This is a genomic window from Paenibacillus terrisolis, assembly GCF_056171975.1.
Window position 1 is genome coordinate 194,814 of sequence record NZ_JBKFGG010000006.1, and the last position, 22,789, is coordinate 217,602.

Below are 22,789 nucleotides of genomic sequence, written 5' to 3' on the forward strand. Positions count from 1 at the left end.
ATAGAGAAAATCAAATTTGGCTTTAAGGGTGGGGTGCTGTAATGAATGCAGTCGAAACGGTATCGAAACCGAAACAGCGCAAACTGCTTGTCAGCGCCGGACTCAGCTGGATGTTCGACGCCATGGACGTCGGAATTATCTCGTTCGTCGCCGCCGCGCTTGCTGCGGAGTGGAGCTTGACTCCGCAGCAAACCGGCTTTTTTACCGCGATCAACTCCGTCGGCATGGCTTTCGGAGCGGCAATCGCCGGATATATGGCGGACAAGTTCGGGCGCAAGTCCATCCTGCTTTGGACGCTGTTGATCTTTTCCTTGGCCAGCGGCCTGTCTGCGGCGGCTACCGGTTTTGCCATGCTTTGCGTGCTGCGGTTTATCGCGGGCTTTGGGCTGGGTGGGGAACTTCCCGTTGCCTCGACGCTGGTCTCCGAATCCGTCGCCGCGAAGGAGCGGGGCAGGGCCGTTGTGCTGCTGGAAAGCTTCTGGGCGGCCGGCTGGATCGCTTCGGCGTTGATTTCCTATTTTGTCATTCCGAATTACGGCTGGCAGATGGCCTTTGTTATTGGCGCCATTCCGGCGGTCTATGCCCTGTATCTGCGCAAATCGATCCAGGATCCGGCCCGCTTTGTCAAGCAGTCCGGGGGGACTAAAGACAAACGCGTTTCTTTCCGCGAGCGTTTCACCGCCGTTTGGAGCGGCCGGCATCGCCGGGCCACGATCATGCTGTGGATTTTATGGTTTACCGTCGTTTTCTCGTATTACGGCATGTTTTTATGGCTGCCTCAGGTGATGACCTTGAAAGGCTTCAGCCTGGTCAAAAGCTTCGAATATGTCCTGATCATGACGCTCGCCCAGCTTCCGGGCTATTTCACGGCGGCTTATTTTATCGAAAAGTTCGGGCGTAAATTCGTGCTTGTTCTGTATTTGCTGCTGACGGCGGCAAGCGCGGCCTGGTTCGGAAACGCAACGTCGGCGGGCATGCTGATAGCCGCAGGCATCTGTTTATCCTTCTTTAACCTTGGCGCATGGGGAGCAATGTACGCGTATACCCCGGAGCTGTTTCCGACCAAAATCCGCTCAACCGGCGTAGGCTTCGCGGCTTCGTTCGGACGCATCGGCGGCATTATCGCCCCATATCTGGTGGGGATGCTGGTGGCGCGGCATGTGGCTATCGGCTCTATTTTCTGGATGTTTTTCGTAACGGTCGTTATCGGGGCGCTGGCAGTGTTATGGCTCGGCGTCGAAACCAAGGGTAAGGACCTGGCGGACGAGTAAAGCATGGGAAAGAGAAGGTGAAGGTGAGGTTCCCGAAATACGGTGAGCATGGCGGGGGGAACTTTGAAAGGGTTTTGAGGCGGTGGGGCTGTGTAGGGAAAACAGTTCCCATTGCTCGGCAGAAGCCTATTTTAGGGTACAAAAGGGCGCTATTGGGCCGATCTCCCTCGTTCTGCAAAAAATAGAGGAACGAAAGGGCGCTATTTTCTCAAAATGCCGGGAAACAGCTGTTTTTTGCATCGTTTGTCGGGAAATAAGGCCTTTTCGTCCCCTTATTGGTGAGCAGCACGCTGGAATCCGGGAAATAAGACCATAATGTACCGCTATTTTACAGCGGCTTTCTAGCTCTTGAATACCCTTGACCATAAAAGTACCATCAGCAGCAAGGCCCGTGCTTGTTTCGCCATTTTCGAAACGAGCGCGGGCCTTGTATGTTATGACGTTTTACTTGCCTAATAAGTCCTGAACGGAAAGACGGTCTCCCGGCTTCAGGGCGTAGCCCTGAATGCCTTTGCTGCGGAGTTCGGACACAAAAGCGTCCCCATCTTGCCGAATGAGATCAAATGTATTGTAATGCACAGGTACTACATGCTTGGCTCCGACCCATTCGGCGGCGGTCAACGCGTCTTCCGGCCCCATCGTAAAGAAATCGCCGATCGGCAGGAAAGCGAGGTCGATCGGTTTCGAGCTGCCGACCAGCTTCATATCGCTAAAGAGCGCGGTGTCTCCGGCATGATACAAAGTGATTCCGCCAAGGTCGAGCACCATCCCGGCCGATACGCCGAGATATACATTGGTCCCGTTCTCGAATACGGAGGAAGTGTGCAGGGCAGGGGTCCATTTCAGCTTGCCGAACGGAAAAGCATGGGAGCCGCCTAAATTCATACCTACGGTTTGCAGGCCTTTATGACCGAAATAGTTCGCCAGTTCCACAATGGCTACGATCGGCGCGCCGTTTTGTCTGGCAATCGTCTCCGCATCCCCGATATGATCGGAGTGGCCATGGGTGAGGAGAACATAATCCGCTTTGATGTCTTCGGCTTTGGCCGCTGCCACCGGGTTTCCGGTCAGAAAAGGGTCGATGATCAGCTTGTGCTCTCCCGTATCGATGAAAACGCAGGCATGGCCCAGAAAAGTTATCTTCATATCTTCACCTCAATTTGTAAAATGTTCCTCTACTCCTCCATTATAGCCCGCAATAATGGCCAAGTCACATCTCTCAAAGCCGGAAGCTTTTGGGATCGTACGTTTTTTGCCAATCGTTTAAAATTTTGATTATAATAAAAGATGGGAATAGAAAATTTGAATCCAGGAGCTGATTTATTCCATGACGCTGCAATTGGTACCTTATTTGGTGATGAATGGAAATGCGCAAGAAGCCGTTCAATTTTACGAGCATGCCTTGGATGCCAATCGGGTTATTTATCAGACTTTCGGCGAAATGCCGGAAAATCCCGATTTCCCGCTTCCTGCCGATGCGAAAGATCTGGTGGCTCACGCGATGTTAAGCATCGGAGACAGCAATTTAATGCTGTCGGACACGTTTCCCGGTCAGCCCTATCAAAGCGGCAATCAGGTGACGATTTGCATTTCGACGGATGATGCGAGCCAGGCCAAACGTTTTTTTGAAGCCCTTCAGCAAGGCGGCGAAGTGGAAATGCCTCTGCAGGAAACTTTTTTCAGCCCCGCTTACGGTACGTTGAAGGACAAGTTCGGCGTCGGCTTTCAAATCTTCACGGAGAATCGCGGCTAAGAACGTTTAGGTAAAATGGGGAATGCCGGAGCCAATTCCGGCATTTCTTTTTTATCTGGACTTTCTTTCGTTTGGAAATCCATACGATGGGTAACTTAATGGAAAGGAGGGATGGCATTGAAAATTATCATTACTCAAGGCGAAGCCGTAAAGAAAGGCATTTGGGCGGAAATCATGAATACATTTGGATTAAGCGAAGATGACGAGGTCTGGGAAAAGGAGGAATTTGTTTTAACGGAAGAACAGGCCAAGGAGATGGGATTGATTCGGTAATGGAGGAGGGATTTTTTAAGATGAAGGTGGAAATTTGGTCCGATTTCGGTTGTCCGTTTTGTTATATCGGCAAACGCCGGCTGGAGAAAGCGCTAAGCTCTTTCTCGCATCCTTCGGAAGTCGAACTCATCTTCCGCAGTTATGAGCTTGAACCGGGTGCGCCGAAAGATCCGGAGGCAAGCATTCACGATTTGCTGGCGGTCAAATACGGCTTAAGCTTGGATCAAGCGCGTGAATCCAACCAGAATGTGGCTGATCTGGCATTGGCGGAAGGACTGGTTTACCGCTTTGACACAATGATTCCCACGAATACGTTCGAGGCTCATCAATTGGCGCAATATGCCGCCGAACAAGGGAAGATGCAAGAAATGACCGAGCGTTTATACAAAGCTTATTTTACGGATTCATTACATATCGGAGACCGTGATACGCTGATCAGGCTGGCTGAGGAAAGCGGGCTGGACGGCCGTGAAGCCGGACGGGTGTTGGAAGAACGGGTATACGCCGATAAAGTGCATGGAGATGAACAGGAAGCGAGAGAAATGGGGATACGCGGCGTTCCATTTTATGTGCTCGAAGGAAAGTATGCCGTTTCCGGTGCCAAACCGCTCGAAACTTTTCATGAAGCACTGCAGCGGGCATGGGAAGACCGCGGGTAAAAAAACTGTCGGCAATAAAAAAGCCGATCCCAAAGGACCAGCGTGTCTGCTTTTTATTTAAAATAAAACTTGTATTATTAAATATTGTATGTTACAATGACGGATAGCCATAACACATGATTTCAGGTGTCCGGCGCAATTTTCTTAAATAATAGCATAATTCCGCCATTTTGTCAAATGGATATACAAAGGCTAGAGAAAAGAGAAACTTTTTCGTAATTTTCATTTATTAGGGTGGGGGTCTAAAAGATGACAGAGGATTTGAAGCATAATGAAGCAGAATACACCGACGACCTGACGCTGCCGCCAGGTATTAAAATTGACGACCCGGTACGCATGTACCTCAAAGAAATCGGACGTGTGCCTCTGTTGTCTGCTGAGGAAGAGATCGAGCTCGCGCGCCGGATCGAGAATGGCGATGAAGAGGCAAAGCGCCGGCTTGCCGAAGCCAATTTGCGGCTTGTTGTCAGCATTGCCCGCAGATATGTCGGACGCGGCATGGTCTTTTTGGATTTGATTCAGGAAGGTAATATGGGCCTAATCAAGGCCGTTGAGAAGTTTGATTATTCCAAAGGCTTTAAATTCAGCACCTATGCGACTTGGTGGATTCGTCAGGCGATTACGAGAGCCATTGCCGACCAGGCCAGAACGATTCGGATTCCGGTTCATATGGTGGAAACCATCAATAAACTGATTCGTATTTCGCGTCAACTGCTGCAGGAAATCGGCCGTGAACCGACGCCGGAAGAAATCGCCAAGGAAATGGAGCTTACGCCGGATAAAGTACGCGAAATCATGAAAATCGCTCAAGAGCCTGTTTCTCTGGAAACGCCGATCGGCGAGGAGAACGACTCCAACCTGGGCGATTTCATCGAGGATCAGGACGCCCCTGCCCCTGCGGAAGCGGCTGCTTACGAGCTTTTGAAGGAACAGCTGGAAGAAGTGCTGGATACCTTGACGGAGCGGGAAGAGAATGTGCTGCGCCTTCGTTTTGGCATGGATGACGGACGGACTCGTACGCTGGAAGAAGTGGGCAAGGAGTTTGGTGTAACCCGGGAACGGATTCGCCAAATCGAAGCCAAAGCGCTGCGGAAACTGAGACATCCAAGCCGCAGCAAACGGCTGAAGGATTTCATGGAGTAATTAGAATACGGAAAGCTCCCGAACTTAAAGTTCGGGAGCTTTTTTGCCGTTCTTAGCGGCCATGTCTTGGCTTGCGAGCCAAGCCTTTGACCGTTTTGATCTTGCTGAGTGTTTTTGACGATAAAGGTCTGACATACACATAATTTTTATCTTTTCCTCTTCGCGGCTGAAGGAGTGCCACTTTCGTCGGACGAGCAACCCGGGTTCCGAACACCTGATTCGCCCACTCAACCGGATAGGAAATCGAGAGAAGTCCGCCTTCCGAACCGGCATAATTGACGGCGGCCGCCAAGTTTCCGCGATTCGTGAGCCACACCGAACCGGAGTCTCCGGCAAGCGATACCGGCGTTTTGCCGCGAATGACGCTTTGATCTTTAAACGTGATCGTTCCGAGATTGCCGTAATCGCCATAATCGACCTGGATGTCCGTATGGATCGATTCGACGGTACCGGTGACGGCTCCGGTTGTGCGGCCGACTTTTTTTAACCGGTCGCCGACTTTGTAGGAACGGACCGAACCGGGCACGGTACCGAATACGGCATAGCTCGGTCTGAGCAAGCTGCTGCGCAGAGGCTTGGAGGTGGCGGCGTCCAAGTAATTGGGTTTTGTTTTGCTGAGCCGCACGAATCTGTCTATGCGGCCAATCCGGTCTTTTCCGCTTGATCCTCCGTCGGCCCCCCCGGGCTGAATCGTCTCAGAATAGCGATTCGTGTTGTTATTGACGAGGACATGGTTGTTGCTCAAAATGTATCTGCTGCTGCCGCCGGAACCGCCGCTGACGATCAGTCCGGCCGTACCGGATCCTCCGGTTGTGCCAACGCTGTATCCGGCGATCACCGGACGGATTCTTCTGCGGAATTGCCTCGCCTCTTGGGCAGCATTTTTCAGAAACCGCGTTGAGCGGACGACACGCACCGGTACGGAGCCGGTTTTGGTCGGGATGCGGCTAGGAATGGGGACCTTGCGAATACGGCTGTCTTTTTTTTTAAGAGCGGTTGATGACATCGCTTCAGAGTACACGATAAGGGCCGCGCCCTTTTTGGGCTTCGCGGGATCGTGCAGGCCGACGCCCACCCCGTGAATCCCTCTTCTTTTCAGCAATCTCCCGGCATAACGCTGTTTAAGCAAATAAGCTTTACGAAAGCTGGCCAATAGGAATCACCTTTTCCTGCTGATTTGCTTTATCTTATGCAGGATACGGGAAGGTGGCCCTCTTCGGCCAAGAATCGGGCGGGTTATCGTTTAGACGGCGATCCGATTCCCGATCCAGGCAAAAGCAATGCCCAAAACGACCGATGAAACGACATAGACGGCCGCACGGAATTTGTGTCCGTTCCCGATGAGCTGCGTCGTTTCGAAACCGAAGGTGGAGAAGGTTGTGTAGGCCCCGCAAAAGCCGGTTCCAAGCAGCAGCCAGCCCCAGTCGGGAAGACTATGCCGGGCATGGAGCGCGAATAATACGCCGAGAATGAAAGAACCGCTAATATTGATGATCCAGGTTCCCCATGGGAATTTGGCTCCCGCTTTGGCGGAAACCCATTTGCCCAGATAAAAGCGGCAAAGCGTTCCGATAATGCCGCCGAAACCAACAATGCCGATACTGATCATGCCGATTCCCCCGCTTTTTCAACTGATTTCCGACCAAGCGCCACACCGGCAAAAGCCATCAAAAGACCGCCGATGACACTGATCAGGATATATCCTGCAGCCGTGCCGGGATGACCCGTGAGCATGGCGTCGACGGATTGGACCGAAAACGTCGAAAACGTCGTAAACGCCCCCGTAAATCCGGTTCCGAGCCCTGTGCGAACCTCGGGGCGCATTTTCCCAGGGCCCGCAACGGTAAAAAACCATCCCAGGAACAAGGAGCCGGACAAATTGATCAGTACCGTAGCCCATTGAAAATGCCCTGCTGCCGGGATCCATTCGCCCACTTGATAACGAACGACAGCACCGAAAAACCCGCCGATGATAAGAGCAATAACATTCATGCTGCATCCTCCTCCGAAAAATAAACAGACTCCTACCAGTGGTTGCTGGTAGGAGTCATTAGCTTAAGAGCGGTTATGGCGAACTCCATCGCCTTATGCACATGGATACATTTTAGTAGATTCAGTGATTTCAGTCAATAAAATCATTATGTACCAAGAGCCGCGGACACATTCCGCAGCTCTTGACGAGGCTCCGAGAAATTAGGTGATAATCGTAATGGTCGGTGCCGAAATGGTTTGGGGTGTTGTGATATCGGATGTAACGTCCCCGAAGCTGCCGATTTCCAATTGGACGGGAACGCCAACCGATACATCGATAGTATCCAGCACCAAACTGGCTGTGGTCACGGTGGAGAGAGATTCCTGCTGGATGACGCCGTTGATATAAACGTTAAAATAATCGCTGCCCGTGAGCGCAGGGATAGCGACGATTGCGGTGTCCGAGTCATCTACGAAACTCGCTGCCGGAATCGTAATGTCGGTGGCGCCGATCATACCGGCGTCAATGGTGGCGAAATAACGGGTAACGGTAGGCGTGATCGTGGTGGTTACAACGCCGCCGGAAGCGACCGGTGCCGTGGACGTAGCCGTGTATACGGGTTTAACGACTGGCATGCGAAGTCACCTCCTTTTTTTAAATTTATCGAGAGACTCGATATACAACATATAATGATAAATCTCTGAAATGGAAACGGCGATTCTTCCAAGGCATATATTTATTGGACCTCCTGCCCACCCCTTCAGGATAGATGTCTATTCAACGGTAGACGATGGCACATATGATATCGAAGCGAGTTTCAAGCAGGAGTCGAAGGGCGAGGTGTGATTATGAATGAAGATCAGTAAAAAACCGCGGTTCATAAGCATCAGGAAAAGCCACGGCAAAAAGATACTCATGAAAAATGCAAGCCGAAAGGGAGAAAAAAAGCATTCCGAGCCGTCCTCTCTCCCGGTTGGCCGGCGTAAGCTGCCGGACTTGTGCGATTCATATTGGTATAGCGGCTGGGAACAAAAGAAACAAGACCGGTTTGAATTACCGCGACGGAGAGACGGTCGACAGAAAGAGTGTCCGAAGCGGCAAAATCGCATCAGGCGAGATGAGCAGATCCTCTTGAAAAAAAGGCGTCGTCATGGAGTTCAAGGCCCCGAGGGCCGGCGGGGTGCACAAGGGCCGACCGGCGAGCGGGGAGAGCAGGGGCTGCCGGGACAGCGGGGAGATTCCGGCCCTGCCGGACCAAGAGGTCCTGCGGGAGCGCTTGGTCCTTACGGCCCGGCAGGGATGCAAGGATTACCGGGTGTGCAGGGTCCTTTGGGGCCGGTGGGACCAAGAGGCGCGCCGGGAGAGCAGGGTCCAGCTGGGGTGGCCGGACCGGATGGACTGCCGGGAGAGCAAGGCCCACCTGGGGTGGCCGGACCGGATGGAGTGCCGGGAGAGCAGGGTCCAACTGGGGTGGCCGGCCCAGATGGACTGCCGGGAGAGCAGGGCTTACCTGGTGTGGCCGGCCCGGATGGACTGCCGGGAGAGCAGGGCTTACCTGGTGTGGCCGGCCCGGATGGACTGCCGGGAGAGCAGGGCTTACCTGGTGTGGCCGGCCCGGATGGACTGCCGGGAGAGCAAGGCCCACCTGGGGTGGCCGGACCGGATGGATTGCCGGGAGAGCAGGGTCCAGCTGGGGTGGCCGGACCAGATGGACTGCCGGGAGAGCAGGGCCCACCTGGGGTGGCCGGACCGGATGGATTGCCGGGAGAGCAGGGTTTACCTGGGGTGGCCGGACCGGATGGACTGCCGGGAGAGCAGGGCCCACCTGGGGTGGCCGGACCGGATGGACTGCCGGGAGAGCAAGGCCCACCGGGTCCCGAAGGTCCACCCGGCCCACCGGGACCGCCCGGCGGAACGGTTCTCGTGACTCCCGCGGTTTTCAGATACTTTTATTTTCCGCCTACGGATATCCAAGGAGTAGTTTCGGTCCCTGCCGCTGATTTTACGAATGACGCCGGGGGAACGGTGACCGGCTTTGACGGATTGGGAACCAGCTCCTATACGAATCTTTACATTAACGGACTTATGCAGGAAGGAAGCCTTTACGCGTTGGATACTCAGAACTTAACCATTAATCTTGGCCAGGATATGGTATTTGCCGGGGTGCCTATCGTTATCGAAATTGTTGAAATTACGGCGCAGGTCGTATAGCCCTCCAATAGTCGTTGCATTTTCGGCAGCTCAAAAAATTCAGTTGGGACTTTGCCTGATTTTGCGATAAGATAAAAAGAGAAGGTTATGACGGATGTCACAGTTACGTGGATCCATTCGCTATTACATCAGGCAAAGTAGGTACTTATGAAAAAATTCAAAAAGTTTTATATCGAAACGACGAGCATTTGCAATCTGGCCTGCAGCTTTTGTCCCCCGACGCAGCGCCAGGCAAGATTTATCCAAATCGCGGAGTTCGGTAAGATACTCGATGAGATCAAACCGCATACGGATTATATTTATTTTCACGTTAAAGGGGAGCCGCTGCTGCATCCCAAAATCGATCAACTGCTTGATATCAGCTACGAGAAGGGATTTCAGGTTAATATTACGACCAACGGCACCCTAATTCAAAAAGCGGCCTCCAAGCTGCTCGGCAAGCCGGCGCTGCGGCAGATGAACTTTTCGCTGCACAGCTTTGACGGTCATGAAGGCTCGACGGACCGTGAAGGGTACGTATCGAACATTCTGTCGTTTGTCCGCGAGGCTGTCTCGGTTTCGCAACTGCTCGTTTCTTTCCGTCTCTGGAATTTGACCAAAGATAATGAGACGAACCTGCAGCGAAGCCGCAACCGGAACACACTTGCCATGATTGAACAGGAATTTGGACTGGATTATCGTATAGAGGAGAAAGTGGCTCCCGGCAGCGGAATCAGGCTTGCGGAACGCGTTTATTTGAATCAGGACCACGAGTTCGATTGGCCTGATTTACAGGCGAAGGAGGATGACGGCAAAGGCTTCTGCCATGCCTTGCGCAACCAGGCGGGCGTCCTCGTGGACGGGACGGTTATTCCGTGCTGTTTGGATGGGGAGGGAATCATCAATTTGGGCAACGTGCATCAGACGCCTTTTTCGGAAATCATTCAGGGAGAACGAGCTAACCGGCTGTACGAGGGGTTCTCGCGCAGGGAGGCCGTAGAAGAGCTCTGCCGCAAGTGCGGTTACCGCCAGCGATTTGGCGGCGGAGCCTGATTTGTGGACATAGATCGGTTGGGATATCCGGTAGAGGAAAAATATGCAGCTGCTAAAAAGAGCCGAGTTCGGCTTTTTTTGCTTTTCGGGCAAGTTGAGCCAAATGACAGGGGGCCCTTTCGCAAAAGAGCCCCAAAAAATCGATTTTTATGAATGTTTGAATTGAATTATCTCAATTTGGCCGGGTCAATTTTTGGAACAAGCCCTTCCGCGGCCGCGCGGTCTAGCAGCGCGGTTACGGCCGCGTATCCGTCTTCGCCAAGGTCGGCGGTGTATGGGTTAACGTACAAATCGATGTGGGCCTCGGTCACCTCGGGTGACATTTCCTGCGCATGGTTCATGACATATTCGGCGGAAGCCTGCGGATGGGCCCAGGCATATTCGACCGATTCCCGCGTCCAGCGAGCCAGCGACTGCAAATCCAGAGAACGGCGGGCGATAATCGCGCCAAGCGGAATCGGCAGTCCGGTGTCGGCTTCCCACCAGCTTCCAAGATCTTGCAGCATATCAAGGCCGTAATTGCGATAGGTGAACCGCGCTTCGTGAATGACCAGGCCCGCATCGATGTCTCCGTGCTGCAGCGCCGGCATGATTTGGTCAAACGGCATGACGATAATCTCACCGACGCCGCCGGGAACGTTTTGAGCCGCCCACAGACGGAACAGCAGGTATGCGGTCGAGCGTTCGCTCGGAACCGCAACCCGGCGTCCCGATAGGGAGGCCGCTCCATCCGCGGCGTTCTTTCCGCCGCGGGTCAAAACGAGCGGGCCACAGCCGCGTCCCAGCGCGCCGCCGCAGGGCAGAAGGGCATACTCGTCCAGCACCCAGGGCAAAGCGGCATAAGAAATTTTCAGGACATCGGGGCCGTTTCCGGAAGCGGCCAGGCCGTTCGTAATATCGATGTCCGCATAAGTGACGTCAAGTTCCGGCGCTCCGGGAATAAGCCCGTGCACCCAGGCATGAAATACGAAAGTGTCGTTGGGGCATGGAGAAAAAGCGATTTTCATATCTTAAGCACCTCCGGTAATAATGAACAGCCGCGTTCCAAGGCCTGCAAAGCCTCTTCGATTTTCCAAAGCTCCCGTTGACGGGGACCGACCAGGTTCGAGACAGCCCGGATTTCCACAACGGAAACGCCAAATTGCTCCGCGGCCGCGGCGACGCCGTACCCTTCCATAGCTTCGGCCGCAGCGCCGGGTACCTGCTGTCCCAGCTTTTCTGCCGTAGCGGCCGTTCCGGTTACGGTGGACAGGGTGAGGACCGGACCGGATTGTGCCGGGATTCCCGCGGCGGCAATCCGGTCCTTCCAGCGGGAAGAGACTTCCGCGTCCGCAGAAATACGGGATTTTCCGAACCCAAGCTCGTCCACCGGCAAAAATCCTTCGGGCGTTTCCACGCCCAAATCGGCCGCGATGATTTCGCTGGCCAGGACGAGCGAGCATAAGCCCGCGGCTTCACGGAAGCCCCCGCCGATTCCGGCGCTGATGACGAGATCGTAGTTACCGCCGGCCAAATGCGACGCCGTAGAAGCCGCTGCAGCAGCCGGACCGACGCCGGCCAAATGAACCTCAAAGGCGTCATGGCCGCTTAACCCTCGCAATACGGCATCCCGCTCCGCGGCGACGGCTGTCATGATCAGTACGCGCTTCAACCGGGGAGAGCCGCCATTCACTTTGGCGGGAGAGGAAACTGTTTGATCTTGATTTATCATAAAAGGCCAACTCCTTAGCGAATTCCACTCCAAATTATATAGCTCTCCAAACGGAAAGGCCAGACCCGCTCGCTGCAAGCGGCCGGGTCCGGCCTTATTCAATGCATTAAAATGACCGCTCGGGAGTTAAGCACGTTTATACTGCGTAGGACGCTCCAACTCGGTTCCGAGCTCCTTGGCGGCTTCATGCGGCCAGTAGGGACTGCGGAGCAGGGCACGGGCAAGAAAAATAAGATCGGCGCGGTCGTTGCCGAGAATTTCTTCCGCTTGCACGCCTCCGCTGATAAGACCAACGGCACCTGTAGGGATGTCCGCCTGATGTTTGATTTGGTCGGACAGATTCACTTGGTAGCCGGGGAAAAGCGGAATGGAAGCAGGCACCAGTCCGCCCGAGCTGCAGTCGATCAAATCGACCCCTTGGGCTTTCAGCTTCCGCGCGTATTCGATGTATTGTTCCAGCGTATTGCCTTCCGGATCGTATTCATTGGCCGACAACCGGACAAAAACGGGACCGTCCCATTCTTTTTTTGCGGCGTCGACCACTTCGCTCAGCAAGCGGAATCGGTTATCCGCGCTTCCGCCATATTCATCCGTCCGGTGATTGCTGATCGGAGAAAGGAATTCATTGAGCAGGTAGCCGTGAGCGCCATGGATTTCGATGATGTCGAATCCCGCTTCCTTGGCGCGGCGGGCCGCTTGTCCAAACGCCTCAACGATACGCCGAATATCTTCGGCATCGGCAGCTTTGGGTGTTTTCATCCCCGGGAACGGAATCGCCGAAGGGGCAATGGTCGTTTCCTCCAGGTCGGCTTTCCGACCGGCATGGCCCAACTGGATGGCGGCTTTTGCGCCGTTTTGGTGAATGAGGCGAACCAGCTCTTTTAAGCCGGGAATAAATTCGTCGCTCCAAATGCCCAGATCTTTATAAGTAATCCGCCCTTCCGGAACTACGGCCGTGGCCTCAAGGACAATAAGCCCTGCGCCTCCGACGGCTCGCGTCGGATAATGAAGCAGATGCCAATCGTTGACTTTTCCGTCGTTGTTGGCGGAATACATGCACATCGGCGACATGACGATCCGGTTTTTTAAGGTAACGTCTTTAATGGTATACGGGGAAAACAGTCTGGTTTCCATGTGCTCACTCCTTCGTTTTTTTCTGTCACGTAATGCTCCGAAACTAATGGTAGTTCAATGGATATAAAGATGCAAGTACGCACAATTCTGTAGTATAGTATACATTTTTATACCGATACATTTACTTTAGTTTAATTTTTATCTTGCACTCCTTTTAAAGTTCATGTAATATATAAAATAAATCTGCTGAGATAATGTAAGTTAATGATGAATTGTTGGATTTAATTATTCCAATACTGGTTACATTAAACAGCGACTAATCACGTAATGAGAAAAAGGAGAGATCACCATGAGTGAATTTTTGAACGCGATTAAAAAAAGACGCACCATTTACGGAATCGGCAAAGAATCCGCCATTTCGGACGAACGGATCGAAGAGATCGTAAAGGAATCCGTGCTACATACGCCTTCCGCATTCAATTCCCAAAGCGCGCGTGTGGTTGTGCTGTTTAACGAACAGCATGATAAGTTGTGGAACCTGACAAAAGAGACGCTTAGAAAAATCGTTCCCGCCGACAGCTTTGCCTCCACCGATGAAAGAATCAACTCATTTAAAGCCGGCCATGGCACCGTTTTGTTCTTCGAGGATCAATCGGTAATTCAAGGGCTTCAAGAGCAATTTGCGGCTTATGCCGACAATTTTCCGATTTGGTCGAACCAATCCTCCGGGATGCTGCAGCTCGTGGTTTGGACGGCTTTGGAAGGCGAGGGCCTCGGCGCGTCGCTTCAGCACTATAACCCGCTGATTGACGAACAAGTCGGCGCGGAATGGAATATTCCGTCGAGCTGGAAATTGGTCGCCCAATTGCCGTTTGGCAATATCACCGCAGGAGCGGGCGAAAAACAGTTTGCCCCAGTCGATGACCGGCTTAAAGTGTTCAAATAAACAGTTATTGCCCAAAAAGCGTTCGGCATCTCTATGCCGGACGCTTTTTTGATGTTAAATGACTGTTGAGGGAGAAGTCAGCCAAATGTCCTTAAAGTCCATCCAGCCGTAATCGTTGACTGTCAGGCCGCGAACGGAAGGATGGACATAGGTGTTCATCTTGCGGTGAACTAGAAAAAGCACCTGAGCTTCTTCCTTAATCCGAAGTTCGATCTGCTGCAGCAGAACCCGGCGCTTCTCCGCCGATTCGGAAGCCCAGATTTCGCGTGCGATCTCCGACACCCATCCGGTAAAACTCGGCGGCATTTGGCTGTGAACGTAGCCGTCTTCCCGAAGAAAAGCTTCAAGCTCGCAAATTTCGTCTTCGACAAACACCAGCGTCATGAGATAGGCATCCGCTTCTTGGGTGATCTCCGATCTTTTCCCCATATCGGCTATTTCTTCATAACGGATTTCCACGGGAATGCCGAATTTCCCGCATTGATCCCGGAAACCTTCCGCATCCGCCCGATCCTGGAGTTTGGCGGTCAGGTGTATCGGAGCACCGCTATAACCGGATTCCTTCAACAGCAGCTTCGCCGCTTCCGGGTCATGCATGTGAATCCCGAGTTCGGTCTCTTCCGTCGGCAAAAAGCTGCTGGCCGGATACCCCGGTTTTCCGGTAGCCTCAATCAGACCCGGGCGATCAAGGATCAGATTGACGGCCTGGCGGAAAGACAAGGATTGCTGCGGCCCCGCCTTATTGCGATTCCAGGAAATCAGGGTGCATCCCTTGCAAAGGGTCTCGATCCGCGTCCAATCGCTTCCGGCATGGCTTGGCAAGCGGGAGTCGTTGCTGATCAGCTTTTCCCATTTGATTTTGGAAGCGTTCGGAATGTTTTCCGGCAAGAAGACCAGCTTCACGACATCCAAGTAGGCTCTTCCAAGAAAATAACGCTCATTCGCGTCGAGTTCCAAACGATTGTCGTTCCGGTGCGCAATCCGGAAAGGACCTGTCCCGCTTGGCTTCTCCCAATACTGCTGTTCCTCGCGGCCCCCAAAATCCTCGGGAAGAATTGAAGCGGAGGAAGAGCACAGCAAACGGGGAAGAAGCCAGTTCGGCTGAATCAGCGAGATTCGTACCGTTCTGGCGTCGAGCGCCTCAGCGCTGTCCATTGTATTCAGCAGCCAGCGATTGATGGACTCATCGCGGATACGGTTTAGAGTAAAGACAACGTCGTCTGCGGTCAGCTCCTTGCCGTGATGAAAGTAAACGCCTTTCCGGAGATGAAACGTCCATATCGTGGCGCTGTCGTTATGCTCCCAATAGTGGGCAAGCATAGGCTTCACTTGACCCGGCTTCGAGTCGTATTGAACGAGTCTGTCGAAGATCTGCCGGACCAGATGCGCGTCAAATCCGTAGATCAGCTCCGCCGGATCCAGCGTAACCGGCGGCTTATACACCGGAAGACTAAATACATCCTTCTGATTCGCTCCCACAGCTAATCGTTCCGCTCCGAACCGCTCATTTAGCCAATGGATAAATCTTTCCAGGACGGCTTTGTCCGCTTCATTTTGATGGAGGAATTCAAAGGCCGTTTTATATTCCCCTTTATAGGCCAACTGCTGCGCAAAGGCGAGGAGAAAAGCCTCCCGGCCCATCCTGAACTCCAGTCGCGAACGATTCCCGCGCCCGCGGCCGGGAAGCCAGCGGATCAAATTCTCTTCTTGCAGCTTGCGTATAATCAATTTGACGTTCCGCTCCGAGCAGTGAAACAGCGCCGCCAACTCGTCAAGGGCCACTTCGGCTTCTTTAGACTCCGTTTGATCGGGGCCGGAATAATGATTGAGCAATAGGACATAACGTTCCGCGGTCAGCAAGTGACCTCACCTCCAAAGCGGTTTGCGTTTTTGGGGAGCCTGCAATCCGTACAAGCCTGCCATTCCCCAAGCCCGCATAAGTTCTCACTTACCCCTAAATTCAATATTTGGCTGAGCGGCAGGTTAAAAGGGGAAGTGCTTTGGAGATAGTGTACACTTTTTCTTCCTGCTTTTAAAGCAGATAATGGTACCGAAGCCGGTTGGAGGAAAACGCTCAAGCCGATAGGGAGGCCACATCACATGATATACGACGAGTTTTATCGCATGGAACAGGAAGTAATCAGATTTCATCAAGCACAAGTCCAGGGCCGTCAAGCGGAGTTTAGTGATATCGTAAGCGCTGCGCCGAGTATCCGCAGAAGCAAACGGATCAAGCGAAGCCTTATGAAAGCGATGCAATCGGAAACGCCGGAACCGGAGAGCAATGAGTCGTAACGAAGCTGCAGGACAGATGCGGAAACCCCAAAGTACAGGATAACCAAGCAAACCAAGCAAACCAAGCAAACCCAGCAAACCCAGCAAACCCAGCAAATCCAGCAAACCCAACAAATCCAACAAATCCAGCAAATCCAGCGAAGCTCAAAACTGCAAAAGTGCATCTTTTTTTAGTCATTATCCCTCTTTGAGGTAACATTCCTGCAAAAGTGCAGGTTTTATCTGCCATTTCCCTAATATGTCACTCGAACAACCGAAAATTCCTGCATAATCGCAGGTTTTAACGTGCACATCGCCGCCGCATACCCAAAAACCTGTAATATTGCAGGAATTTATGGATGAGTTGGAAAAGTAGTTTAGAAGCAGTTCAAAAGCAATTCAAAAGCAATTCAAAAGTAAAAGACAGACGGTAAAATCCTAATGATTGCCCTTTACAGGAACCTTTCTAAGCTGCTCCGTTAAAGGTGCACTACCTCGAATAAATCTCCCGACAATGCCGTAATCGGCAGCTTTGAAAATCGGCGCTTCCGGGTGCTTTGAGCTTATTCCGGCATTAGCTTGGCATTAACCTATAGAGATGCTTTTTCCTCTCGCATATGCTAAAGAGATGTTTGGACATACGAGAGGGGAAGCAGATATGAAAATACTATTGGTAGCGCCGGAGCAGATTCCCGTTCCAGGAAACGGTTCGGTGGAAATCTGTATGCTGGCCATTGCCAAACAGCTTGCGGTTCGTCACAGCGTGGTTCTGGTCAGCCGGCGGAGCAAAAGCTTGCCGCCGATCAGCCGAATGGGAAGCTTAACGATCGTGCGGGTGGGAGATGGCGGGAAAAAATCCTATATCTCTGCGGTACTTCGGTATGTGAGTGGAAAAAGCTATGATTTGATCCAGGTGGATAATCGCCCCCATTATATGGCGAATATCAAAGCGATGTTTCCGCACACGCCGGTATCTTTATTCCTTCATTCACTGACCTTCGTACCGGCAGGATCGAAAGTCGACGCAAGCTTATCTCGAGCCGATCTGATTGTTGCCAACAGCGATTCTTTGAAAAAAAGCTTGTCAAAGCGTTTTCCGAAACGGGCCGGAAAAATTCACAAAGTGCATCTTGGCGTCGATACGGACCGCTTCAAGCCCGGAACCGGACGTAGGAGCACGGGAGAGTTTCGCGTGCTTTTTGTCGGACGGGTGATTCCGCGTAAAGGAGTGCCGGTTCTCATAAGGACCATGGCCCAGGTCCGCAAGCAATACGGCGGGGCGAAGCTTACCGTCGTTGGCGGGGGGAAGCCCGGCTACATGAAGACACTGAAGCGTCTCGCTAATCTGCACAAGGTGCCGGTTCGTTTTGCCGGCAAAGTGCCCCATCGTTCCATCCATCGGTTATACCGCCATGCCGACTGCTTTGTTTGTCCCTCCCAGAAACATGAAGCCTTCGGACTTGTCAATATTGAGGCTATGGCGTCCGGCCTTCCGGTTGTCGCCTCCGATATCGGCGGGATTAAAGAAATTGTTAAGCACAGCTCGAATGGCTATCTGGTAAACGCATATAAAAAACCCAGCGCACACGCCGAATGGATTTTAAAGCTTGCGGAAAATCCGGATGCGGCATCCCGGATGGCTAACCAGGCGAGAAGGGACGCGGTCGACCGGTTCGGGTGGAAGCAAACGGCCTCAAAGCTGCTCGATCTTTACAAGAAATTTATTTTATAAAACAGCAGCCCCCTTTCGGGCACATGCCTTACGCATGATTGAAAGGGGGCTGCTTTTATTTTTTGTCGAAGCGGCCGCTCAAGCGGGAGTATTTCAGCACGGTACGGTACATGCTTTTGTCTTTCAACAGTTTGAAAACAAACGGGTCAGGCATGCTGTTTACCTCAATGACCCAGGGGCGCAGGCGAGAATCCACCCCGACATCCACGCCGATTTCCCGAAAACCCGGGAACGTCTTCTGGAGATGAACCGCAATGTCCTCGCCTAATTTTTGCAGTTTAGCAATAAACGGCTTCATCTGCGCCTCTTTTAAATGCGGAGCTAACAGCTTTTCCGCCGCCATCGGTTGTCCTTCGCTGTGATAGTTGGTGACGATTTTTTTTGGATGAGCCAGTCTGCCGATGTAACCGGTTGTTTTCCAGATTTTTTGCGGCGAACGCTGTACCATCACCCGTAAATCAAAAGCCCTGTCTTTAAAGGTAAGCAAGTGAATTCCCTGCTGCACGAGGTAAGGACGCTTCAGCTTGCATTTTTGTATGGATTTATACAGCTCGTCGAACGTTGGGAAGGAGCTCGTTTTTTTCTCCAACCGGTATTGGTAGGAAGGCTGCCGTCCCGAAGCAATAATCTCGACTCGCATGACGCCGTTTCCGAAGGTGCCATTGACCGGTTTTACGTAAATCATTTTGTATTTCATCAGCATCTGATAAAAATTGTCCCGGCTAAACTGGCGGGTATCCGGGATGTATTCGCGCAGATCCTTGTTTTGCAATAAGGCTTTGGTTTTTTTCCACTTACTGCCCACATGGCGCGGATGCCGAGCTGGTTTCATATGCGCAAGTCCCCTTTAAGCATTTTGGGATTAGTGTATTCCGGCATGCGCCAAATGAAAGGGTACTTATCTATATGTCATGACAAAATTGTAGCGGCCTTCCCCTATTTTACTTCCCCCGCCGCGTGAGTTCGGATAATTCTTCCGGCGTGGCAGATCAGGATCGAGATACGGATCAGGAAGCGCAAAAAATCCGCATGGACGAGAATCCATGCGGATTTTACAGGTTATTAGCGTTTCGAGTTCAGTCGGTTTCCGTGTCAGCAACCGGCTTGGCGACCCATTCGTCGGCTTCGGGTTCGATGTCGACGCCGTTCTCCATCTTTTTTTTCTCCGCCAGGGAGTCTCCGGCTTCATCCACCTTATTGCGGAGTTTTGCTTCGTCTTGAGGCTGCTGTCCGTTCCGTTGATCCATGTTCATCCTCCTATTCTTACTTGGCAATTGGTGGTGCACTTTATTTAGGGTTGCCAGATCCGGACTATTGCAAACGTTAATCTATTTGTCAAAAACAGCGATTTATCTTTGTTGAATTTTGTAATAAAATACATTTGCAGGACTTTTATGTTATTTTAAGAAAATTAAACTAAACCAGCAAACAGGAGGGAGGGGCGCGGCAAGCAGTTTCTGGCAAAATTAACGGATGATCAAGAGGAGGGAAAGTTCATGTATCAAGTAAGGGGAATAACCGCGTCATCGGCAAAAAAACTTCAAAAGTTATGGCTTATTGCGCTTTGCGTCTTTATCTTTGCGGGAATGGGTTTGGCCGGATCCGGCAAAAGGGCATCCGCAGCGGGTGAATTGAAACCGTTCCCGCAGCAAGTGAGCTATCCTGGCGTAATCAAACCGAACCATGTGACCCAGGCTGCCATGAATCAATCGGTAGCTTCTTATTATGATTCTTGGAAGGCTTCCTACCTTAGAAATAATTTGTCTTCTTTACCGGGCGGATATTATATCAAAGGCGGCATTTCGGGAGATGCTGAGGGGTTCACCCCATTGGGTTCCTCCGAAGGGCAAGGTTACGGCATGATCATCACGGCTTTGATGGCTGGATACGACCCGAATGCCAAAACCATTTATGACGGATTGTTCAAAACTGCGCGCACTTATAAGAGTTCGATTAATTCCAATCTGATGGGCTGGGTTGTTGCGGATAGCCGGAATGCCCAAGGTCATTTTGACTCCGCGACCGACGGGGATATCGATATCGCTTATTCCCTTATTCTTGCCCATAATCAATGGGGATCGAACGGTGCGATCAACTATTTGGAAGAAGCCAAAAAGATGATCACGAGCGGAATCAAAACGAGTAACGTAACAAGCGGCTATCGTTTGAATTTGGGAGACTGGGACTCCAAAAGCGCGCTCAATACCCGTCCGTCCGATTGGATGCTCAGCGAACTGCGCGCTTTTTATGAAGTAACGGGCGACGACACCTGGAACCGCGTCATCGATAACCTTTATTCCGTCTATAATCAATTTATCGGCTCCTATTCCTCGAATACCGGGCTTATCTCCGACTTTGTCGTAGGCAATCCTCCGGCGCCGGCGCCGGAATGGTATTTGGACGAGGCCAAAGAGACCAACCAATACAACTACAATGCGTGCCGCGTTCCGCTGCGTATTATCATGGACTACGCTCTTTACGGGGATGCTCGCGGCAAAACCATTTCGGACAAGCTTGCTTCCTGGATTAAAGGCAAGACCGGCGGACAGCCCGCGCAAATCAAAAACGGGTATAAGTTAGACGGCACCGCTGTGGGGGACTATGCCACCGCAGTTTTTGTATCTCCTTTAGTTTCGGCCGGCGTGGCCAGCAGCAGCAATCAAGCCTGGGTTAACGCCGGGTGGGATTGGATGAAAAACAAAAAAGAGGATTATTTCAGCGATTCTTATAATTTAATGACCATGCTGTTCATTTCGGGCAACTGGTGGAAGCCGGGAAGCAGCGTCGTTACCCCTCCGACGGATCCTGATCCGGTTCCCACGAATCTCCTGACGAATCCCGGCTTTGAAACGGGAGACTTGACAGGCTGGACGGAATGGCATAACGGAGTGCTTGCGCAAAAAGCGGATACGGATTATCCGAAAGAAGGGAGCTATAAACTAACTTTCTGGGCCTCCACCAATTACCAGCAATTGACGTATCAAGCGAAGGCGGTGCCGAACGGCACCTATTCTGCCAGTGTGTGGGTGCGTTCCGGCGGGGGACAGAATGTTTTGCGGTTGTTTGCCAGAAACTTCGGCGCTGCGGAAATAGCCGTGGATATGGGAAGCGGCCCGATAACGGAGTACACGAAATATACGGTCGATAATATCCAGGTAACCAACGGCCAAGTGGAGATTGGCATTTGGACCGATGCCAACGCCAACAACTGGGCGGCATTCGATAATTTTGAGTTGGTAAAAAAATAAACCGGTCCGATTTATTCGATCGTTTGCTTTAATCCGGCAAAAGCCAAAAACAGCCGTTAGCTTTCATGGTTAACGGCTGTTTTTCTGTTTTACATAAATCCTTAAGGCTTCTGATAAACCCCCGGTTTATCTTTGAGCATGACTGTAATAAAATACAATTGAAGGACATCCTTGCTATTTCATATTCCTGCACCGTTAGTCGATTTGTACTTCTATACGAGGAGGAATGATTATGAAAAGGGTTCAAAGATACAGCTTGATCGCACTCTGCCTGATCACAATAACGGCCATGGGTTTCACCGTTCTGGGGCACAAGGTTTCCGCGGCCGGAGAATTGAAACCTTTTCCGCAGCAAGTGAGTTATCCGGGCGTCATCAAGCCCAGCAACGCTGCTCAGGATGCCCTCAATCAATCGGTCGCAAGCTATTATGATTACTGGAAAGCCGCTTATCTGAAGCAAAATTTGACTTCGCTGCCCGGGGGTTATTACGTCAAAGGCGATATTACGGGCGATCCGGACGGATTCACCGCATTAGGGTCTTCCGAGGGACAAGGCTACGGCATGATTATCACTGCCCTGATGGCCGGTTACGATCCCAATGCCCGGACGATTTACGACGGACTGTTCAAAACGGCGCGAGCCTATAAAAGCTCGATCAATTCCAATTTGATGGGTTGGGTCGTGGCGGACAGCAGCAAGGCCCAAGGACATTTCGATTCGGCCACCGACGGCGATATCGACATCGCGTACTCGCTGATATTGGCGCATAATCAGTGGGGATCGGGGGGAGCCGTCAATTATTTGGCGGAAGCGAAAAAAATGATTACGGACGGCATCAAGGCGAGCAACGTGACAACCGGCTACCGCCTGAATCTCGGCGATTGGGATGCCAAAGACGCGCTGAACACCCGCCCGTCGGATTGGATGCTCGCCGAACTCCGGGCGTTTTACGACGTGACCGGAGATGAGACTTGGATTCGTGTCATCGATAATTTATATTCCGTTTACAGCCAGTTTAGCGGCGCTTATTCTCCAAACACCGGGCTAATTTCGGATTTCGTGGTGGGCGATCCGCCTAAGCCGGCGCCCGAATGGTATCTGGACGAATTCAAAGAGACCAATCTGTATTCCTATAACGCCGGCCGCGTTCCGTTTCGCATCGTTATGGATTATGCTTTTTATGGAGATCCGCGGGGAAAGGTTATCGCCGATAAGCTGGCGTCATGGATTAAAGGAGGTACCGGGGGCATTCCGTCCAAAATTAAAAATGGTTACAAGCTGGATGGAACTCCTTTCGGAGACTATGCGACGGCGGTATTCGTTTCGCCCTTGATTTCGGCTGGGGCCGCGAATGGCGGCAATCAAGCCTGGGTCAACGCCGGCTGGGATTGGATGAAGAATCAGAAGGAAGATTATTTCAGCGACTCTTATAATCTGCTGAACATGCTGTTCCTTTCCGGCAATTGGTGGAAGCCCGAAGGTGATCCGG

22 protein-coding genes, 2 pseudogenes and 1 riboswitch are annotated in these 22,789 nt (G+C 52.0%); of the genes and pseudogenes, 13 read left to right on the forward strand and 11 right to left on the reverse strand.

Translation table 11 applies throughout. From position 1 onward, the window contains the following. Nucleotides 1–41 precede the first annotated feature (41 nt). Nucleotides 42–1,271 carry an MFS transporter gene (locus ACI48K_RS08545; RefSeq protein WP_475027162.1) on the forward strand — a complete coding sequence of 410 codons (1,230 nt, stop codon included), beginning with the start codon at nt 42–44 and terminating at the stop codon, nt 1,269–1,271. Nucleotides 1,272–1,715: 444 nt separating this feature from the next. Here the strand turns inward: ACI48K_RS08545 and ACI48K_RS08550 are convergent, their stop codons facing one another. Beyond that, the gene (locus tag ACI48K_RS08550; RefSeq protein WP_475027163.1) at nt 1,716–2,417 is read right to left on the reverse strand and encodes a metal-dependent hydrolase; all 702 of its coding nucleotides are present in this window, start codon (nt 2,415–2,417) and stop codon (nt 1,716–1,718) included. A 181-nt stretch (nt 2,418–2,598) separates the two neighbouring features. On the opposite strand from ACI48K_RS08550, the gene ACI48K_RS08555 reads away from it, so the two are divergent. The 4 genes from ACI48K_RS08555 (at nt 2,599) to rpoD (ending at nt 5,099) form a co-directional block, all read left to right on the forward strand. Then, nucleotides 2,599–3,024, forward strand: coding sequence for a VOC family protein (locus ACI48K_RS08555; protein WP_475027164.1), 426 nt, complete (start codon nt 2,599–2,601; stop codon nt 3,022–3,024). 117 nt (nt 3,025–3,141) lie between these two features. Beyond that, the gene (locus tag ACI48K_RS08560; protein ID WP_475027165.1) at nt 3,142–3,297 is read left to right on the forward strand and encodes a hypothetical protein; all 156 of its coding nucleotides are present in this window, start codon (nt 3,142–3,144) and stop codon (nt 3,295–3,297) included. Nucleotides 3,298–3,317: 20 nt separating this feature from the next. Then, nucleotides 3,318–3,956, forward strand: coding sequence for a DsbA family oxidoreductase (locus ACI48K_RS08565; protein ID WP_475027166.1), 639 nt, complete (start codon nt 3,318–3,320; stop codon nt 3,954–3,956). A gap of 249 nt (nt 3,957–4,205) precedes the next feature. Beyond that, nucleotides 4,206–5,099 carry an RNA polymerase sigma factor RpoD gene (gene rpoD, locus ACI48K_RS08570; RefSeq protein ID WP_475027167.1) on the forward strand — a complete coding sequence of 298 codons (894 nt, stop codon included), beginning with the start codon at nt 4,206–4,208 and terminating at the stop codon, nt 5,097–5,099. 52 nt (nt 5,100–5,151) lie between these two features. Here rpoD and ACI48K_RS08575 read toward each other — a convergent pair whose 3' ends face one another. The 4 genes from ACI48K_RS08575 to ACI48K_RS08590 all read right to left on the reverse strand — a co-directional run bounded on the left by ACI48K_RS08575 (nt 5,152) and on the right by ACI48K_RS08590 (nt 7,706). After that, nucleotides 5,152–6,252, reverse strand: coding sequence for a hypothetical protein (locus ACI48K_RS08575; protein ID WP_475027168.1), 1,101 nt, complete (start codon nt 6,250–6,252; stop codon nt 5,152–5,154). 90 nt (nt 6,253–6,342) lie between these two features. Beyond that, nucleotides 6,343–6,708, reverse strand: coding sequence for a fluoride efflux transporter CrcB (gene crcB / locus ACI48K_RS08580; protein ID WP_475027169.1), 366 nt, complete (start codon nt 6,706–6,708; stop codon nt 6,343–6,345). After that, the gene (locus tag ACI48K_RS08585) at nt 6,705–7,091 is read right to left on the reverse strand and encodes a fluoride efflux transporter FluC (protein WP_475027170.1); all 387 of its coding nucleotides are present in this window, start codon (nt 7,089–7,091) and stop codon (nt 6,705–6,707) included. The genes crcB and ACI48K_RS08585 overlap by 4 nt, the downstream gene beginning before the upstream one ends. 42 nt (nt 7,092–7,133) lie before the next feature. After that, nucleotides 7,134–7,193: riboswitch (Fluoride riboswitch) on the reverse strand. A 99-nt stretch (nt 7,194–7,292) separates the two neighbouring features. Continuing rightward, nucleotides 7,293–7,706: a DUF4183 domain-containing protein gene (locus ACI48K_RS08590; protein ID WP_475027171.1), complete on the reverse strand. Its 414-nt coding sequence runs from the start codon at nt 7,704–7,706 to the stop codon at nt 7,293–7,295. 496 nt (nt 7,707–8,202) lie between these two features. Here ACI48K_RS08590 and ACI48K_RS08595 point away from each other — a divergent pair, with 496 nt between their 5' ends. Together ACI48K_RS08595 and ACI48K_RS08600 are read left to right on the forward strand one after the other, a co-directional pair. Beyond that, on the forward strand, nt 8,203–9,282 hold the full coding sequence (locus tag ACI48K_RS08595; RefSeq protein ID WP_475027172.1) for a DUF4183 domain-containing protein: 1,080 nt from the start codon (nt 8,203–8,205) through the stop codon (nt 9,280–9,282). Between the two features lie 147 nt (nt 9,283–9,429). Continuing rightward, the gene (locus ACI48K_RS08600; protein ID WP_475027173.1) at nt 9,430–10,314 is read left to right on the forward strand and encodes a radical SAM/SPASM domain-containing protein; all 885 of its coding nucleotides are present in this window, start codon (nt 9,430–9,432) and stop codon (nt 10,312–10,314) included. A 167-nt stretch (nt 10,315–10,481) separates the two neighbouring features. Here the strand turns inward: ACI48K_RS08600 and ACI48K_RS08605 are convergent, their stop codons facing one another. The 3 genes from ACI48K_RS08605 to namA all read right to left on the reverse strand — a co-directional run bounded on the left by ACI48K_RS08605 (nt 10,482) and on the right by namA (nt 13,159). Next, on the reverse strand, nt 10,482–11,321 hold the full coding sequence (locus ACI48K_RS08605; RefSeq protein WP_475027174.1) for a 1,4-dihydroxy-6-naphthoate synthase: 840 nt from the start codon (nt 11,319–11,321) through the stop codon (nt 10,482–10,484). Next, a complete protein-coding gene (locus tag ACI48K_RS08610; protein ID WP_475027175.1) occupies nt 11,318–12,025 on the reverse strand; it encodes a futalosine hydrolase in 708 nt (235 codons plus the stop codon). Before ACI48K_RS08610 ends, ACI48K_RS08605 begins: the two co-directional genes overlap by 4 nt. Before the next feature lie 126 nt (nt 12,026–12,151). Next, nucleotides 12,152–13,159: an NADPH dehydrogenase NamA gene (gene namA / locus ACI48K_RS08615; protein ID WP_475027176.1), complete on the reverse strand. Its 1,008-nt coding sequence runs from the start codon at nt 13,157–13,159 to the stop codon at nt 12,152–12,154. 289 nt (nt 13,160–13,448) lie between these two features. Between namA and ACI48K_RS08620 the strand changes: the two genes are divergently transcribed. Then, entirely contained in the window at nt 13,449–14,045 is a 597-nt protein-coding gene (locus tag ACI48K_RS08620; protein ID WP_475027177.1) for a nitroreductase family protein, read from the forward strand. 54 nt (nt 14,046–14,099) lie between these two features. Here the strand turns inward: ACI48K_RS08620 and ACI48K_RS08625 are convergent, their stop codons facing one another. After that, nucleotides 14,100–15,905, reverse strand: a complete 1,806-nt coding sequence (locus tag ACI48K_RS08625) for an ABC transporter substrate-binding protein (protein ID WP_475027178.1) — start codon at nt 15,903–15,905, stop codon at nt 14,100–14,102. Nucleotides 15,906–16,145: 240 nt separating this feature from the next. On the opposite strand from ACI48K_RS08625, the gene ACI48K_RS08630 reads away from it, so the two are divergent. Together ACI48K_RS08630 and ACI48K_RS08635 are read left to right on the forward strand one after the other, a co-directional pair. Next, nucleotides 16,146–16,340 carry a hypothetical protein gene (locus ACI48K_RS08630; RefSeq protein ID WP_475027179.1) on the forward strand — a complete coding sequence of 65 codons (195 nt, stop codon included), beginning with the start codon at nt 16,146–16,148 and terminating at the stop codon, nt 16,338–16,340. Between the two features lie 637 nt (nt 16,341–16,977). Then, on the forward strand, nt 16,978–18,051 hold the full coding sequence (locus ACI48K_RS08635) for a glycosyltransferase family 4 protein (RefSeq protein ID WP_475027180.1): 1,074 nt from the start codon (nt 16,978–16,980) through the stop codon (nt 18,049–18,051). Nucleotides 18,052–18,106: 55 nt separating this feature from the next. Here the strand turns inward: ACI48K_RS08635 and ACI48K_RS08640 are convergent, their stop codons facing one another. Next, entirely contained in the window at nt 18,107–18,883 is a 777-nt protein-coding gene (locus tag ACI48K_RS08640; RefSeq protein WP_475027181.1) for a YheC/YheD family protein, read from the reverse strand. A 244-nt stretch (nt 18,884–19,127) separates the two neighbouring features. Continuing rightward, complete coding sequence (locus ACI48K_RS08645; RefSeq protein ID WP_475027182.1) at nt 19,128–19,298, reverse strand: hypothetical protein; 171 nt, start codon at nt 19,296–19,298, stop codon at nt 19,128–19,130. A 372-nt stretch (nt 19,299–19,670) separates the two neighbouring features. Here ACI48K_RS08645 and ACI48K_RS08650 point away from each other — a divergent pair. The 3 genes and pseudogenes from ACI48K_RS08650 to ACI48K_RS08660 all read left to right on the forward strand — a co-directional run. Then, nucleotides 19,671–20,825: pseudogene (locus ACI48K_RS08650) on the forward strand (family 8 glycosyl hydrolase); the annotation flags it as partial. A gap of 54 nt (nt 20,826–20,879) precedes the next feature. Continuing rightward, nucleotides 20,880–21,299 (forward strand): hypothetical protein, encoded by a 420-nt coding sequence (locus ACI48K_RS08655; RefSeq protein ID WP_475027309.1) that lies wholly within the window; start codon nt 20,880–20,882, stop codon nt 21,297–21,299. A 226-nt stretch (nt 21,300–21,525) separates the two neighbouring features. Then, nucleotides 21,526–22,785 (forward strand): annotated as a pseudogene (locus ACI48K_RS08660) (family 8 glycosyl hydrolase); the annotation flags it as partial. Between the last annotated feature and the right edge of the window lie 4 nt (nt 22,786–22,789).